The organism is Mammaliicoccus sp. O-M54 (assembly GCF_022386035.1).
In the GTDB taxonomy this organism is placed as follows: Bacteria; Bacillota; Bacilli; order Staphylococcales; family Staphylococcaceae; genus Mammaliicoccus; species Mammaliicoccus sciuri_A.
Genome location: NZ_JAJNJE010000004.1, coordinates 1 through 15,398 on the forward strand (window position 1 = coordinate 1; position 15,398 = coordinate 15,398).

Annotated in this window: 13 protein-coding genes, 6 tRNA genes and 1 rRNA gene; all 20 read left to right on the forward strand. The window is 33.6% G+C overall.

Annotated elements, in window-relative coordinates:
* A 5S ribosomal RNA gene (gene rrf / locus LQ673_RS07775) occupies positions 1-89 on the forward strand; the annotation flags it as partial.
* 19 nt (positions 90-108) lie between these two features.
* A tRNA-Asn gene (locus LQ673_RS07780) sits at positions 109-183 on the forward strand.
* Between the two features lies 1 nt (position 184).
* A tRNA-Glu gene (locus LQ673_RS07785) sits at positions 185-256 on the forward strand.
* 7 nt (positions 257-263) lie between these two features.
* A tRNA-Val gene (locus tag LQ673_RS07790) sits at positions 264-339 on the forward strand.
* 16 nt (positions 340-355) lie between these two features.
* A tRNA-Tyr gene (locus LQ673_RS07795) sits at positions 356-439 on the forward strand.
* 4 nt (positions 440-443) lie between these two features.
* A tRNA-Gln gene (locus LQ673_RS07800) sits at positions 444-518 on the forward strand.
* A gap of 4 nt (positions 519-522) precedes the next feature.
* Positions 523-595, forward strand: a tRNA-Lys gene (locus tag LQ673_RS07805).
* A gap of 186 nt (positions 596-781) precedes the next feature.
* A complete protein-coding gene (gene rocF, locus LQ673_RS07810) occupies positions 782-1,687 on the forward strand; it encodes an arginase (protein ID WP_191836078.1) in 906 nt (301 codons plus the stop codon).
* Positions 1,688-1,829: 142 nt separating this feature from the next.
* A complete protein-coding gene (gene cdaA / locus LQ673_RS07815; RefSeq protein WP_025907437.1) occupies positions 1,830-2,636 on the forward strand; it encodes a diadenylate cyclase CdaA in 807 nt (268 codons plus the stop codon).
* Positions 2,637-3,572 (forward strand): CdaR family protein, encoded by a 936-nt coding sequence (locus LQ673_RS07820; protein ID WP_037590047.1) that lies wholly within the window; start codon positions 2,637-2,639, stop codon positions 3,570-3,572.
* A gap of 21 nt (positions 3,573-3,593) precedes the next feature.
* Complete coding sequence (gene glmM, locus LQ673_RS07825; RefSeq protein ID WP_037590045.1) at positions 3,594-4,946, forward strand: phosphoglucosamine mutase; 1,353 nt, start codon at positions 3,594-3,596, stop codon at positions 4,944-4,946.
* A gap of 468 nt (positions 4,947-5,414) precedes the next feature.
* On the forward strand, positions 5,415-7,217 hold the full coding sequence (gene glmS / locus LQ673_RS07830) for a glutamine--fructose-6-phosphate transaminase (isomerizing) (RefSeq protein ID WP_191836079.1): 1,803 nt from the start codon (positions 5,415-5,417) through the stop codon (positions 7,215-7,217).
* 600 nt (positions 7,218-7,817) lie between these two features.
* On the forward strand, positions 7,818-8,120 hold the full coding sequence (locus LQ673_RS07835) for a metal-sensing transcriptional repressor (RefSeq protein WP_025907429.1): 303 nt from the start codon (positions 7,818-7,820) through the stop codon (positions 8,118-8,120).
* 13 nt (positions 8,121-8,133) lie between these two features.
* Positions 8,134-10,518, forward strand: a complete 2,385-nt coding sequence (locus LQ673_RS07840) for a heavy metal translocating P-type ATPase (protein WP_191836080.1) — start codon at positions 8,134-8,136, stop codon at positions 10,516-10,518.
* 243 nt (positions 10,519-10,761) lie between these two features.
* Positions 10,762-11,370: a DedA family protein gene (locus LQ673_RS07845; protein WP_048541291.1), complete on the forward strand. Its 609-nt coding sequence runs from the start codon at positions 10,762-10,764 to the stop codon at positions 11,368-11,370.
* A 22-nt stretch (positions 11,371-11,392) separates the two neighbouring features.
* On the forward strand, positions 11,393-11,842 hold the full coding sequence (locus LQ673_RS07850; RefSeq protein ID WP_191836081.1) for a GNAT family N-acetyltransferase: 450 nt from the start codon (positions 11,393-11,395) through the stop codon (positions 11,840-11,842).
* Positions 11,843-11,975: 133 nt separating this feature from the next.
* The gene (locus LQ673_RS07855) at positions 11,976-12,761 is read left to right on the forward strand and encodes a VOC family protein (RefSeq protein ID WP_191836082.1); all 786 of its coding nucleotides are present in this window, start codon (positions 11,976-11,978) and stop codon (positions 12,759-12,761) included.
* A 104-nt stretch (positions 12,762-12,865) separates the two neighbouring features.
* Positions 12,866-13,645 carry an ABC transporter ATP-binding protein gene (locus LQ673_RS07860; RefSeq protein WP_159316322.1) on the forward strand — a complete coding sequence of 260 codons (780 nt, stop codon included), beginning with the start codon at positions 12,866-12,868 and terminating at the stop codon, positions 13,643-13,645.
* Between the two features lie 76 nt (positions 13,646-13,721).
* Positions 13,722-14,576 (forward strand): Cof-type HAD-IIB family hydrolase, encoded by an 855-nt coding sequence (locus LQ673_RS07865; RefSeq protein WP_191836083.1) that lies wholly within the window; start codon positions 13,722-13,724, stop codon positions 14,574-14,576.
* Positions 14,577-14,717: 141 nt separating this feature from the next.
* The gene (locus tag LQ673_RS07870) at positions 14,718-15,374 is read left to right on the forward strand and encodes a haloacid dehalogenase type II (RefSeq protein WP_191836084.1); all 657 of its coding nucleotides are present in this window, start codon (positions 14,718-14,720) and stop codon (positions 15,372-15,374) included.
* Positions 15,375-15,398 lie beyond the last annotated feature (24 nt).

Genomic DNA, 15,398 nt, shown 5'->3' on the forward strand with positions numbered 1-15,398 from the left:
ACCTGTTCCCATGCCGAACACAGAAGTTAAGCTCTTTAGCGCCGATGGTAGTTGGGCTTACGTTCCGCGAGAGTAGGACGTTGCCGGGCAAATATTTAATTTTATTATTCCACAGTAGCTCAGTGGTAGAGCTATCGGCTGTTAACCGATCGGTCGTAGGTTCGAGTCCTACCTGTGGAGCCATGGCCCCTTGGTCAAGCGGTTAAGACACCGCCCTTTCACGGCGGTAACACGGGTTCGAATCCCGTAGGGGTCATTTTTATGGAGAATTAGCTCAGCTGGGAGAGCATCTGCCTTACAAGCAGAGGGTCGGCGGTTCGAACCCGTCATTCTCCACCATTTAATTTAATAAGCTGGAGGGGTAGCGAAGTGGCTAAACGCGGCGGACTGTAAATCCGCTCCTTCGGGTTCGGCAGTTCGAATCTGCCCCCCTCCACCATTTTTGGGCTATAGCCAAGCGGTAAGGCAACGGACTTTGACTCCGTCACTCGCTGGTTCGAATCCAGCTAGCCCAGCCATTAAGAGCCATTAGCTCAGTTGGTAGAGCATCTGACTTTTAATCAGAGGGTCAGAGGTTCGAATCCTCTATGGCTCATAAGTAAGAGACATTAGTTAATCTAATGTCTCTTTTTTTATTGAAGAAAATATGCATAAATCGATGTATATACGTATAAATATTTGGAATATATTAATATTATCCACAAACCCTTATATAGCTTGATGTAAGTGCTTACATATACTAGAATATAATAGTAATGCAAATTAAGGGGGATTTGAAATTATGAAAAAGAGCGTTGAAATAATCGGTGCACCAACTGCTTTTGGTCAAAGAAAATTAGGCGTTAATTTCGGACCAGATGCTTTGAGATATGCTGGTTTGATTGAAAGAATAGAAAATATAGGTCACCATGTCATAGATAAAGGTAATGTAGAATCACCTAATATTGATATGAAAAAATATAAAAGCGAACAAGAAGGTTTAAGAAATTTAGATGAAGTAATTTCATTTTCAAATAACTTGTATGAATCCGTAAATGAAACGATGAATAATGGTAACTTTCCTTTAATTCTAGGTGGAGATCATTCGTTATCAATAGGATCAATCGCTGGTATCAGTAAACATTATAATAATCTTGGTGTTATTTGGTATGATGCACATGGAGATTTAAATACATTAGATTCTTCACCGAGTGGGAATATTCATGGAATGCCATTAAGAGTCTTATTAGGTGAAGGTAATGAAGAATTAATGAATATCGGTGGATATAAAAATAAAGTAAAACCTGAAAATGTCGTTCTAATTGGTATGAGAGATTTAGATGATGGTGAAAAAGAATATATTAAAAAGTCAGGTATACGTACATATACAATGGCAGATATAGATAAACTTGGCATGAATCAAGTTATATCTGAAACGATAGACTACTTAAAGGATAAAACGGATGGTGTACATCTTTCATTGGATGTTGATGCATTAGATCCAGTCGAAACGCCGGGTACGGGCACAACAGTACCAGGAGGCGCGACATATAGAGAAAGTCATTTAGCTATGGAGTTACTCCATGAGTCAAATTTAATCGTATCTGCTGATTTAGTTGAAGTAAATCCTCTTATCGATGAATATAATAAAACGGCGCATCAAGCAATTGGATTAATGGGCTCATTCTTTGGAGAGAAATTATTATAATTGACAATCATGGATAAAATATACTTTAATAAAGAAGTCTCTTTAATAGAGGCTTTTTTTGTTTTATATATAATTAAATTAACAATATATCTCAAAAATTGTTATAATAATCACTAGGTAAATGAAACACGGAGGAGATACTATGCAGTTACCTGACATTTTTGGTGAATTAAGTGCCTTAAAAGTTATAACAGGTATACTTGATTTAATTATTGTATGGTATGTATTGTACTTAATTATAACGGTCGTTAAAGGTACAAAAGCGATACAACTATTAAAAGGTATATTTTTCATCATAATTGGTAGAACAGTAAGTAATTTTTTGAATTTGACGACTACTACGCTTTTATTTGATTTTGTATTGCAATGGGGATTTTTAGCAATCATTGTAATATTCCAACCAGAGTTTAGAAGAGCGTTGGAACAATTAGGGCGAGGAAGTCTATTTAAACGAGTAAATGTAGCGACATCAGCAGAACAAGAAAGGTTAACTGATAGTGTTGATAAAGCTGTTCAGTATATGGCCAAAAGAAGAATAGGTGCATTAATTGTATTCGAGAAAGAAACTGGTCTTCAAGACTACATAGAAACAGGGATACCTATTAATGCTGATATTTCTCAAGAATTACTCACAAATATTTTTATTCCAAATACACCATTACATGATGGTGCGATGATTATACGTGAACAAAAAATTGCTACAGCAGCAAGTTATTTGCCGTTATCTGACAGTCAAAAAATTTCTAAAAGTTTAGGAACGCGTCATAGAGCAGCTGTAGGGATTTCAGAAGTATCAGATGCATTTACAGTTGTAGTATCAGAAGAAACAGGTTCAATATCTGTAACAATTGATGGTCGATTAAGAAAAGAAATATCAAGTGAAGCCTTTAGAGAATTACTAGTTGAGCATTGGTTTGGTTCTGTTCAAAACAGAAAGGATGTGAAGTAGATGCTAGAATCTAAATGGGGTTTACGTTTTGTAGCTTTAATTTTAGCGCTACTCATGTTCTTATCTGTGAATAATGTGTTCGGTAGCTTGTTTTCAGAAAATGCTTTGAAAAGTTCAGATCATGTAATAGAAGATGTGCCGGTAGATACAATCTATAATACAAAAGAATTATATTTATCTGGCGCACCTAAAACTGTGGATGTAAAAGTTTCTGGTCCACAATCAACAATATTACAGGCTGAAAAATTATTGAATTTTAAAGTGGAATTGGATTTGAAAAACAAATCTGTAGGGCAATATAAAGAAAACTTTAAAATCAAAGGACTTAGTGATGAACTTAAAGCGACAGTTGTGCCTAAAAGCGCAAATGTAACGTTACAAGACAAAGTTTCTAAAAAATATCCAATTGAAGCTGAGATTAATCAAAATAGAATTGCTTCTGGATATGAGCTAGTTGGAGAAACTGTTAATCCATCTCAAGTAACGATTACAGGTGGACAAGAAGAACTTAATAAAATTGCTTATGTTAAAGCTACTTTAGATGAAACGAAGCAATTAACAGATGATACGACTGAAAAAGCGGGTATTAGTGTACTTGATAGCAATTTAAATAAACTAGACGTACAGATTAGACCAGATACTGTTAACGTCAATATTAAAGTTGCAAGATCTAGTAAAACTGTGACATTAAATCCTGTGAAAAAAGGTAGTGTATCAAAAAATATAAATATTGATGATATTACTTTAGATAAATCCGAAGTTAAAATATATGGTTCAAGAAATGTACTTGATGGTATAGGATCAATAGATGTACCTGTCGATGTTTCTAATGTTGATGGAAATACAACTAAAAAAGTTGATCTTAGCTTGCCTGATGGTGTGGACGAAGCAGAATTCAAAGATGTTGAAGCAAAAATAGAAACTTCTAAAAACTAACGGAATTAAAGGAGAATTATAATGGGCAAATATTTTGGTACAGATGGTGTTAGAGGTGTAGCAAATTCTGAATTAACACCAGAAATCGCATTTAGATTAGGTAGATTTGGCGGCTATGTATTATCGAAGAAACATGGTAGTGAAAATCCTAAAGTATTAGTAGGTAGAGATACGCGTGTTTCTGGGGAAATGTTAGAAGCAGCTTTAATCGCAGGTCTTTCATCAATTGGTGCAGAAGTGATGAGGTTAGGTGTTATTTCAACACCAGGTGTAGCTTATTTAACGAGAGAAGTAGATGCAGATTTAGGTGTTATGATCAGTGCGTCACACAATCCAGTAGCTGACAATGGTATTAAATTCTTTGGTCCAGATGGTTTCAAATTAACAGATGATGAAGAATTAGAAATTGAAAAGTTATTAGATTCTACAGAAGACAATTTACCAAGACCTACAGGTAACCAATTAAATCATATTTCGGATTACTTTGAAGGTGCTCAAAAATATATAAGCTATATTAAATCAACTGTTGATGGAGATTTAGATGGATTGAAAATTGTCCTAGATGGTGCACATGGTGCTACTTATTCTCTTGCACCGTATTTATTCGGTGATTTAGAAGCAACGAGCGAAACAATAGGTTGTAAGCCAGATGGTTATAACATTAACTTAAATGTGGGTTCTACACACCCAGAAGAATTAGCAAAAGCTGTTATTGAACATGGTGCAGACCTTGGTTTAGCTTTTGATGGTGATGGGGATAGAATCATTGCTGTAGATGATAAAGGGCAAATTGTTGATGGTGACCAAATCATGTATGTGTTAGCTGAAGATATGGCACAAAATGGTGAATTAAAAGATAACATGGTTGTTTCAACTGTGATGAGTAATTTAGGTTTCTATAAAGCACTAGAAGAAAAAGGTATTAAATCTAACAAAACAAAAGTTGGAGATAGATATGTTGTAGAAGAAATGCGTCGTGGTTCTTACAGCCTTGGTGGAGAACAATCAGGTCATATCGTGATGATGGATTATAATACGACTGGTGATGGTTTACTTACTGGTGCGCACCTTGCAAGTATCGTTAAAAGATCAGGTAAAAGTTTAAGTGACTTAACAAGCAATATGAAAAAATATCCACAAAAATTAGTAAATGTAAGAGTTTCTGATAAATATGGTGTTGAAGAAAATGCTAAAGTTTCTGAAATCATGACTAAAGTTGAAGTTGAAATGAATGGCGAAGGTCGTATATTAGTAAGACCATCAGGAACTGAACCACTAGTTCGTGTAATGGTTGAAGCTAAAACAGAAGAAGATGCTGAAAGATTTGTTAACAGTATTGCAGAAGTAGTAGAACAAGAAATGGGAATTGAATAATAATATTATAAATCTGAGACAACTGCTGTCTCAGATTTTTTATTTTAAAATTTAACAAGTGTAATTATATAGAAAATAATGATAATTGCACGGAATATAGTATAATAATTGCACAACATACTATTTCATTGTAGAATGAAGAGAGCTTGCTTAAGGAGGATTGTGAGGTTTATCGAAATAAGGAAACTTATAGCGCCTGAACAAAGCGCATACACGATTGTAGAGGCATGTATAATCAGATACATGCTGAATGAGTGTTATGACCTTTGTTGACGAGGAGGATAGTTATCGAATTTTCGGCGGATGCTATCCCGGATGTGGCCCATTCGAAGTTCAATGTTTAAAGCATATAGGTGACTGTATGTCCAAAGACGTTGAAATAGCCATAAATTGAACAGAGTATTGAAAGCGACTAGACTAAAATTTTAAAAGTCTGACCGCTTATTTAAAATTGGAGGAATTTTGATTATGTGTGGAATAGTAGGATATATAGGTACAGCAAATGCTAAAGAATTATTACTTAGAGGATTAGAAAAATTAGAATATAGAGGTTATGATTCAGCTGGTATTGCTGTAAGAAATGAAGAAGAAATTAAAGTATTTAAAGAAAAAGGAAGAATTGCTGAATTACGTAAAGCAGCTTCTGATGACTTTGATGGAAATATTGGTATTGGACATACACGTTGGGCAACTCACGGTGTGCCAAACTATGAGAACGCTCACCCTCATCAATCAACATCAGGTCGTTTCACATTAGTACACAACGGTGTTATTGAAAACTATGAACAACTTAAAAATGAATTTTTATCAGGTATCACTTTTAAATCAGATACTGATACTGAAGTTATTGTTGAATTAATTGAACACTTCTCAAACGAAGGGTTAACTACAGAAGATGCTTTCAATAAAGTATTATCATTATTACATGGTTCATATGCATTAGGTTTATTAGATGAACAAGATGCTGACACAATCTATGTGGCTAAAAACAAATCACCATTATTAGTTGGTATCGGTGATGGATTTAATGTAATTGCTTCAGATGCAATTGCTATGTTAGCTGTAACAGATACTTATAAAGAATTAGTCGACAATGAAATTGTTATCGTAAAACGCGATGAAGTAATCATCAAAGACCAAGAAGGTAACGTAATCGAAAGAGATAGCTATAAAGCTGAAATCGATGCTTCAGACGTTGAAAAAGGTACTTACGATCACTACATGTTAAAAGAAATTCACGAACAACCAGGTGTTATGCGTAACATTATTCAAAACTACCAAGATGAAGAGGGTAACCTTAAAATCGATAAAGAAATTATTGAAGATGTTGCACAAGCAGATAGAATTTATATCGTTGCATGTGGTACAAGTTACCATGCTGGTTTAGTAGGTAAAGAATACATTGAAAAATGGGCAGGCGTTCCTACTGAAGTACATGTAGCTTCAGAGTTCGTTTACAACATGCCTTTATTATCTGAAAAACCTTTATTCATCTTTATTTCACAATCAGGTGAAACAGCAGATAGCCGTGCAGTATTAGTAGAAGCAAAACGTTTAGGTCACAAAGCATTAACAATTACAAATGTACCAGGATCAACTTTATCTCGTGAAGCGGATCATACATTAATTTTACACGCTGGACCTGAAATCGCTGTTGCATCAACAAAAGCATACACAGCACAAATCGCAGTATTAGCAATTCTTTCTCAAGTAGTTGCGAATGCACATAACAAAAATACTGGTGTAGATATTATTCCTGAATTAGCGAAAGTAACAACTGCAATCACTGCAATTGTTGACGATGCGCCTAAAATGGAACAAATCGCTAAAGATTTCTTAGAAACAACACGTAACGCATTCTTTATTGGACGTACAATGGATTACTACGTAGGTCTTGAAGGTGCATTGAAACTTAAAGAAATTTCTTATATCCAAGCAGAAGGATTTGCTGGAGGAGAATTAAAACACGGTACAATTGCATTAATTGAAGAAGGTACACCAATCATTGCATTAGCTACACAAGAAAAAGTTAACTTATCAATTCGTGGTAACGTTAAAGAAGTTGTAGCACGTGGTGCTAATCCATGTATTATTTCAATGGAAGGTTTAGAACACGATCAAGATACGTATGTAATACCACACGTTCATGAAATGTTATCACCACTTGTATCAGTAATCACATTACAATTAATCGCTTACTACGCTGCATTACACAGAGGTTGTGACGTAGATAAACCACGTAACTTAGCTAAATCAGTTACAGTTGAATAGAATGGTATTAAACACCTGAGCTACTCGCTCAGGTGTTTTTTTATGTAAATTTTGAATATATTATATATGGATAGGTGTGTATGATGGATGTAGTAACAAAAGTCCGAAGAAATGTAACTAAGGAGGTCTGTAGTAACAAAAGTCGGAGGAATTGTAACTAAGGCAGTCCATAGTAACAAAGGTCCGGAGAATTGTAACTAAGGCAGCCCATAGTAACAAAAGTCGAGAGAATTGTAACTAAGGAGGTCCATAGTAACAAAAGTCTGGGAAAGTGTAACTAAGGCAGGCCATAGTAACAAAAGTCGAGAGAATTGTAACTAAGGACGCCCATAGTAACAAAAGTCCGGAGAATTGTAACTAAGGGCGCCCATAGTAACAAAAGTCCGGAGAATTGTAACTAAGGGCGCCCATAGTAACAAAAGTCCAAGGAATTGTAATTAAGGGCGCCCATAGTAACAAAAGTCCGGGGAAATGTAACTATGGCCCACGATAGTAACAAACTTTCTTTATTCAACATCTCATTATAAATTTTCTGAGCTTTTATATTGAAAAATATACTATAGGGGGGTATAGTATTAATTAAAGAGAGGACGTGATTGTATGAGTGAGTATTTACATGAACATACGGTAACACCTAGAACGAAAGAGGAAAAAGATAAAGTGATCAATAGACTTAAACGTATTGAGGGTCAAGTGCGTGGTATTCAAAGTATGGTTGAGGAAGATAGATATTGTGTGGATATATTAGTACAAATTAGTGCGATACAGTCTGCTTTAAAAAATGTTGGATTTGCGGTAACGGAAAGACATATTAAGCATTGTGTGACGGATGCTATTCAAAATGGTGAAGGCGAAGAAACAATTGATGAATTAATGAGTGTGCTTAAACAATTTTCTAAGTAAGGAGGTTAACGAAATGAGTGAATCTAAACATGTTACTGTTGGGGTAACGGGTATGACATGTGCAGCATGTTCCAATCGTATTGAAAAAGTGTTAAATAGAATGGATGGCGTTGATGCTCAAGTGAATTTATCGACTGAGAAAGCATCCATCACTTTCAATAATGACGCTACAAATTTATCGGATGTTACAAATAAAATTGAAAATCTCGGTTATGGTGTCTTAACAGAAAAGGCTGAATTAGATGTCTATGGTATGACATGTGCAGCATGTTCTAATCGTATCGAGAAAGTGCTCAATCGACAAGAAGGCATTACACAAGCAACAGTTAATTTAACGACTGAACAGGCTAATGTCGAATTCAATCCTGAAATTATAGATGTTAAAAGTATCATTAATAAAATTAAAAATTTAGGATATGACGCAGCTACTAAAAGTGATGTTCAAAATCAAACAACGCATAAAGAACAAGAAGTACAGAAAATGAAAACTAAACTGATTATTTCTGCTATTTTATCGTTACCACTTTTATTAACAATGTTTGTGCATTTATTTAATATGCCTATGCCTCATATCTTAATGAATCCTTGGTTTCAATTTATATTAGCAACACCTGTTCAATTTATCATTGGCTGGCAGTTCTATGTTGGTGCTTATAAGAACTTGAAAAATGGTGGCGCTAATATGGATGTATTAGTGGCATTAGGAACAAGTGCAGCATATTTTTATAGTTTATATGAAGCAATCAAAACAATTGGTAATCCATCTTATATGCCACATTTATATTTCGAAACAAGTGCAGTGTTAATCACTTTAATCTTGTTTGGTAAATATTTAGAAAAACGCGCTAAAAGTCAAACAACGAATTCTTTATCTTCTTTGTTAAATTTACAAGCTAAAGAAGCAAGAGTTATTCGTGATAATAAAGAGATCATGATACCTATTGATGATGTCGTTGTCGGTGATATTTTGAACATCAAACCAGGTGAAAAGATACCGGTGGATGGTATTATTGAAAAAGGACGTACATCAATAGATGAATCTATGATTACAGGTGAATCTATTCCTGTTGAAAAAACAATAAATGAAGAAGTCATTGGTTCAACGATTAATAAGAATGGTTTAATTCATGTAAAAGCAACTAAAGTAGGAAAAGATACAGCACTAGCTTCTATTGTTAAAATTGTAGAAGAAGCGCAAGGATCTAAAGCACCTATCCAAAGACTAGCAGATGTAATTTCTGGGTATTTCGTTCCGATTGTTGTTGGGTTATCAATCTTAACATTTATCGTATGGCTAACATTAGTAGACCCAGGTCAGTTTGAACGAGCATTAGTTGCAGCAATTGCTGTGATTGTCATTGCTTGTCCATGTGCGCTTGGATTAGCTACACCAACATCCATTATGGTCGGTACGGGTAAAGCTGCCGAGAACGGCATATTATTTAAAGGTGGCGAACATTTAGAACGTACACACCAATTAGATACAATCGTGCTAGACAAGACTGGTACAATCACAAAAGGTAAACCTGAAGTTACGGATTATACTGGAGACTTAGAAACACTCAGTCTATTAGCAAGTGCAGAAAAAGGTTCAGAACACCCACTTGCTGAAGCAATTGTTGCATACGCTACAGAACAAGAAGTCGCATTAAATGATGTAGACGATTTCGATGCAATACCTGGATATGGTATTCAAGCAACTATACAGAATAAAGAAATATTAGTGGGTAATCGAAAATTAATGGCAAGACATGGCATTGAAACGACATCATTTGAACAAGACATGTCTAATTTAGAACAAGAAGGTAAAACAGCTATGTTAGTTGTTGTTGATCGTACATTTAAAGGTATTGTTGCAGTTGCGGATACGATTAAAGAAAGTGCACCAGAAGCGATTAAAATGCTTCAAGAAGAAGGCTTAGAAGTCGTGATGCTTACTGGTGATAACGAAAGAACAGCTCAAGCTATCGCAAATCAAGTAGGTATTCAAAAAGTCATTTCTGAAGTATTACCAAATGAAAAAGCTGATAAAATTAAAGAAATTCAAAGTACTGGCAAAAAGGTTGCAATGGTTGGCGATGGTGTTAATGATGCACCAGCATTGGCAATATCAGATATTGGTATCGCAATTGGAACTGGTACTGAAGTTGCGATTGAAGCGGCAGATGTAACAATTCTTGGTGGAGAATTATTACTCATCCCTAAAGCAATTAAAATAAGTCATGCAACAATTAAAAATATTAAACAAAACTTATTCTGGGCATTCGGTTATAATACGGCAGGTATACCAATTGCAGCAATAGGTATCTTAGCGCCTTGGGTTGCAGGTGCAGCAATGGCATTAAGCTCTGTAAGTGTCGTAACAAATGCATTAAGATTAAAAAAAGTTAAATTATAAATACTCATTCACACTCATATATAAATGGGTGTGAATTTTTTTATGAATCATTTTAAGGTAAAATAAAAAGTAATGACAATGCATATAAATAAAAATTGTCATGTTCATACTTAAGTCTTACACTTATTCAGCGTTATATATTATATAATTAAGTTTCATCATTATGTTTTATTTATTATTATTGAGAGTTTTTATTTACAAAGTAATAAAATGAGAAAGATATCAACTTAAAGGAGTAAATTAATGGAGAGTTGGATTACAAGTGTAATGGAACAATTTGGCTATTTTGGTATTGCCTTATTGATATTATTGGAAAATGTTTTCCCACCCATACCATCAGAGGTTATTTTAACATTTGGAGGTTTCATGACAACGAAGTCAGATTTAACAGTCTTAGGTGTAGTCGTTGCATCTACAATAGGTTCTGTAGGCGGTGCTGTCATATTATATTGGATTGGTCGTATTCTAAATGTTGAAAGAATCGAAAGAATTATCGAGAAATGGGGTAAATATCTTAGGTTAACGAAAGAAGATGTAAGAAAAGCAGATGCTTGGTTCGATAAATATGGACCATGGACTGTATTCTTCTGTAGATTTATTCCACTTATTCGGAGTTTAATATCCGTTCCAGCTGGTATGAGCGGTATGAATCAATGGTTATTTTTAGTATTAACGACAATCGGTACATTGATATGGAATTTAGTATTAGTACTGGTAGGTGCTAAAGTAGGAGATAATTGGCATCAAATCGTTAATTATATGGATGTTTATTCTCACTTTATGTACGCAGTCATTGCAATTGGTATAATTGTATTTATCATTTGGTTTATTAGAAAGAAGAAAGTTTCATAACTTAAACAATGAAGGTGATACAATGATAACTTTATGTGAGCAGTTAAATGATAGACATTATGAATTATTAGCTTTAGCAGATGAAAATCAACATGCTGTTAATGATTATGCTACTAGAGGTCAAGTATATGTTTATCAACAAAATCATCAAGATATCGGAATTGCAGTTGGGTTATTAACGAGACCCAATACATATGAGTTAGTTAATTTAGCAGTTGATCCGCAATTTCAAAATCAAGGTATAGGGAAATTATTAATTGACCATATAATTAATGAAGCGAGAAATTTGCATTGTCATACAATAACTGTTGGAACAGGTAACTCAGGTATTGGGCAATTGAAACTTTATCAACAAGCTGGATTTAGAATGAAATCAATAGATATTGATTATTTTGTAAAGTATTACGAAGAACCTATCTTTGAAAATGGTATTCAATGCAAAGATATGGTGAGATTAGAGATGGAATTGTAATAATATAGCCTATACGGATTCAATTTTAAATTGTACCGTATAGGTTTTTTTACTTTTTGAAACAAAGTAGTATACTTTTTATAGTATATAAAGTATACTATAGTTAATTAATAAATAAGAAGAGGTGCAAGTTATGTTTCATGGTAGAGATGCAAATTTAGTAAAAGGCATTACATTAAATGTTAAAGATTTAGAAAAAATGACAGTATTTTATGACAGTATTTTAGGATTAAATATAAAAAGTAAAGATGACAAACAAACAGTATTTGAGATTGGTAACTCAGGTCATACTATTACATTAAATTTATTAGTAGATGGTAGAGAACCAAATATGAGAGAAGCTGGATTATTCCATCTAGCAATATTATTACCAACTACTGCTGATTTAGCTGACTTTTTATTACATGCTTCAAGATTAAATGTAAGACTAGGTGCTGGGGATCATATCGTGTCAGAAGCATTGTATTTAAATGATCCAGAAGGAAATGGTATAGAAATTTATAGAGATAGAGATCCAGAAACTTGGGTATGGAATGATGGTAACGTTAATATGGATACACTTGAAGTAGACGCAGAAGCATTAGTCCAACATGCTTCAACTGAAGGTTGGAATGGTATGCCTGAAGGTGCTAAGATTGGCCACTTACATTTAAAAACAAGCAACATCAATGAAAGCAAAGATTTTTATATTGATACATTAGGATTAAAAATTGTTGTAGGTAATTTCCCTAATGCATTATTCATGTCAACAAAAGATTATCATCACCATATTGCGATTAATACTTGGCAATCAAATAAAAAACGTGAAGATTTAGACAATAGTTACGGACTTGCTAATATCGATATGCAAATTCCGAACAGAGCATCTGAAGTATTGATTTCACCAGATGGATTAAGATTCGATATTAATCCAGAATAATCATCATAAAATTAAGCCTTCCTATCCTATCGTCTTTAATATAAGAGTTGTTTCATGTACAATAAGTGAATATTCTAAATTCTTATATTAAAGGGGATGTAAGTATGCTGCTTGATTTGAAACATATTAATTGGATTAGAGAAGGCAAATACATATTAAAAGATATTTCTTGGGAAATAGTAGATGGAGAACATTGGGTCTTGTACGGATTAAATGGTGCTGGTAAATCTACTATTCTCGATATTATTAACGCATATACAGCTCCATCATCTGGTGAATTTGAAATACTAGATATGAAACAAGGAAGACCAGGTTATTCTGCTGATGCTATTAGAAGGCAAATAGGTTACGTTTCGTCATCTTTATTTAAGAAAATGAGACAACAGGACAATGCTTATACAACTGTTATTAGTGGTGCTTATGCGTCAATAGGTGTTTATGAAGAACCTACTGAAGAAATTAAAGAAAAAGCGAAACATATTTGTGAAACGCTAGGTATTACACATTATATAAATAGAAGGTTTGAAACGCTATCTCAAGGAGAACAAACGCGCGTATTAATAGGTAGAGCGTTAATGTCAGAACCGAGGTTGCTTATTCTTGATGAACCAACAAATGGATTAGACTTTGTAGCGCGTGAAGATCTGTTAGAAAGAATTGAGTATATCGGTCAAGATAGTAATGGACCAACGATTATTTATGTGACACATCATTTAGAAGAAGTCTTACCAATCTTTAAAAACATACTTTTATTGAAAAATGGAGAAGTATTCCAATCAGGTGATATTCATTCGCTATTAAATAGTGATAATATGAGTAACTTATTTGGCATTGATGTGGATGTAACATTTAAAAATAATAGACCAATTTTATCTAAAAAGTAATATAAATTTTAAAAAATTGCCTTTATGTTGTGAGCATGAAATAATAGACATTGATAAATGATATGGAGGATTCAACATGACGACTCAAGCAGTTTTTTTAGATATGGACGGGACAATTTTAAATGAAGACAACAGAGTAACGAATCATACAAATGATGTTATTCAAGAAGTTAGACAAAAAGGCATTAAAGTATTTATTGCGACAGGAAGAGCATATGATGAAATTCCATATTTAGTACCTGAGAATTTTGAAGTTGATGGTATTTTATCTTCAAATGGTGCAGTAGGATATATTAATGGAGAAGAAATATTTAAACACCAACTACCTATGGAAACAGTGCGTAAACTTGTTGATTTAGCAGAACAACATCAAATTTATTACGAGTTATTTCCATACTATAAAAATCGTATCGCCTTAAAACGTGATAAAACGTTATTACTTTCTGAAATCCAAACAGATGAATTGGGAGATGTAGAACGTAATGAATGGAAATCTCGACAAGAAGCTTTAAGTGAGAAAATCAATTGGGTTGATGAAATACCAGAAGATGCTTATTCTAAGTTTTATTTCTTCAAAAAATACGAGTCAGAAATTAAAAAATGGGAAGAACTTATCGTACCTATGAAAGAAGAATTAGATATTTCAATCTCTCATTCAACAACTTGTAATTTAGAAACAATGCCAACGGGTGTTAATAAAGCAACAGCTATTCAAGCGACTTTAGACTATTTAGGTATCGCAGCGGATACTGAAACTTTTGCGATTGGTGATAGTGATAATGATAGACAAATGCTCGAATTTGTAGATAATCCAATTGTTATGAAAAATGCACCTGATCATATTAAAGCGTTAGGTAGTGAAGTTACGAGACGTACGAATGTAGAAAATGGCGTCGCTGACTTCTTAAGCCAAAAGTTTTTAATTAATTAAATCAATATATGAAACCATGTCCGATATAAGGTGACATGGTTTTATTTTATGAACAATAAGGTTGTTAGCAATATATTTTGTGTGATTGGTTTATATACATTTGGATATAATATAATGAATGATGTTTTTAGGGGTGATGAAATGATTAAAACAGTAGTATATGACTTATATGGCACGCTTTTTGATATAGATAGTGTGAGAGAAAAATGTGAAAAGTTATTTCCGGGAAATGGAGATAGAATTGCTAAAGCATGGCGATATAAACTAATTGAGTACACACATGTGAGACAATTAGTGGATGAATATAAACCATTTAGTAAAGTGATTCGTGATTCACTAGAGTACGTACTCAGTAGAAATGATTTTGATTACTCATTGAAAGAAATTAACGAATGTATGGCAGCATATAATCAGTTAACGCCATTTCCAGAAGTTACGCATACATTAAAAGAACTATCCGAAGTTGATCAAATCATATTTAGTAATGGTAATAAAGACATGATAGAACAAGTATTAGATTATTCAAATATCACGAGTTACTTTAAGTTTATCTTGTCTCTTGAAGCGTTTGGGGTGTATAAACCAGATTCTAATGGATACGCTTTGTTAGAAGAAAATATTCCATATAATAAAGATGAAGTACTATTTGTATCATCAAATAAATGGGATATTGTTGGTGCACAAAAGTTTGGATTTCAAACGGCATGGATTAATCGTAATTTTAGTGATTTTGAATATATAGAGGTAAAACCCGACTTTGAATTACAATCCTTATATAGTATTAAAGATTTATTATAAAAAAAGCGCTCAATCTTTTGAATG

Excerpts from the sequence above, each read along its gene's own strand:
- LQ673_RS07835 (WP_025907429.1), top strand. The coding sequence starts at position 7,818 with ATGAGTGAGTATTTACATGAACATACGGTAACACCTAGAACGAAAGAG.
- LQ673_RS07860 (WP_159316322.1), top strand. The coding sequence starts at position 12,866 with ATGCTGCTTGATTTGAAACATATTAATTGGATTAGAGAAGGCAAATAC.
- LQ673_RS07820 (WP_037590047.1), top strand. The coding sequence starts at position 2,637 with ATGCTAGAATCTAAATGGGGTTTACGTTTTGTAGCTTTAATTTTAGCG.
- LQ673_RS07855 (WP_191836082.1), top strand. The coding sequence starts at position 11,976 with ATGTTTCATGGTAGAGATGCAAATTTAGTAAAAGGCATTACATTAAAT.
- cdaA (WP_025907437.1), top strand. The coding sequence starts at position 1,830 with ATGCAGTTACCTGACATTTTTGGTGAATTAAGTGCCTTAAAAGTTATA.
- LQ673_RS07850 (WP_191836081.1), top strand. The coding sequence starts at position 11,393 with ATGATAACTTTATGTGAGCAGTTAAATGATAGACATTATGAATTATTA.
- glmM (WP_037590045.1), top strand. The coding sequence starts at position 3,594 with ATGGGCAAATATTTTGGTACAGATGGTGTTAGAGGTGTAGCAAATTCT.
- LQ673_RS07865 (WP_191836083.1), top strand. The coding sequence starts at position 13,722 with ATGACGACTCAAGCAGTTTTTTTAGATATGGACGGGACAATTTTAAAT.
- LQ673_RS07870 (WP_191836084.1), top strand. The coding sequence starts at position 14,718 with ATGATTAAAACAGTAGTATATGACTTATATGGCACGCTTTTTGATATA.
- LQ673_RS07845 (WP_048541291.1), top strand. The coding sequence starts at position 10,762 with ATGGAGAGTTGGATTACAAGTGTAATGGAACAATTTGGCTATTTTGGT.
- glmS (WP_191836079.1), top strand. The coding sequence starts at position 5,415 with ATGTGTGGAATAGTAGGATATATAGGTACAGCAAATGCTAAAGAATTA.
- LQ673_RS07840 (WP_191836080.1), top strand. The coding sequence starts at position 8,134 with ATGAGTGAATCTAAACATGTTACTGTTGGGGTAACGGGTATGACATGT.
- rocF (WP_191836078.1), top strand. The coding sequence starts at position 782 with ATGAAAAAGAGCGTTGAAATAATCGGTGCACCAACTGCTTTTGGTCAA.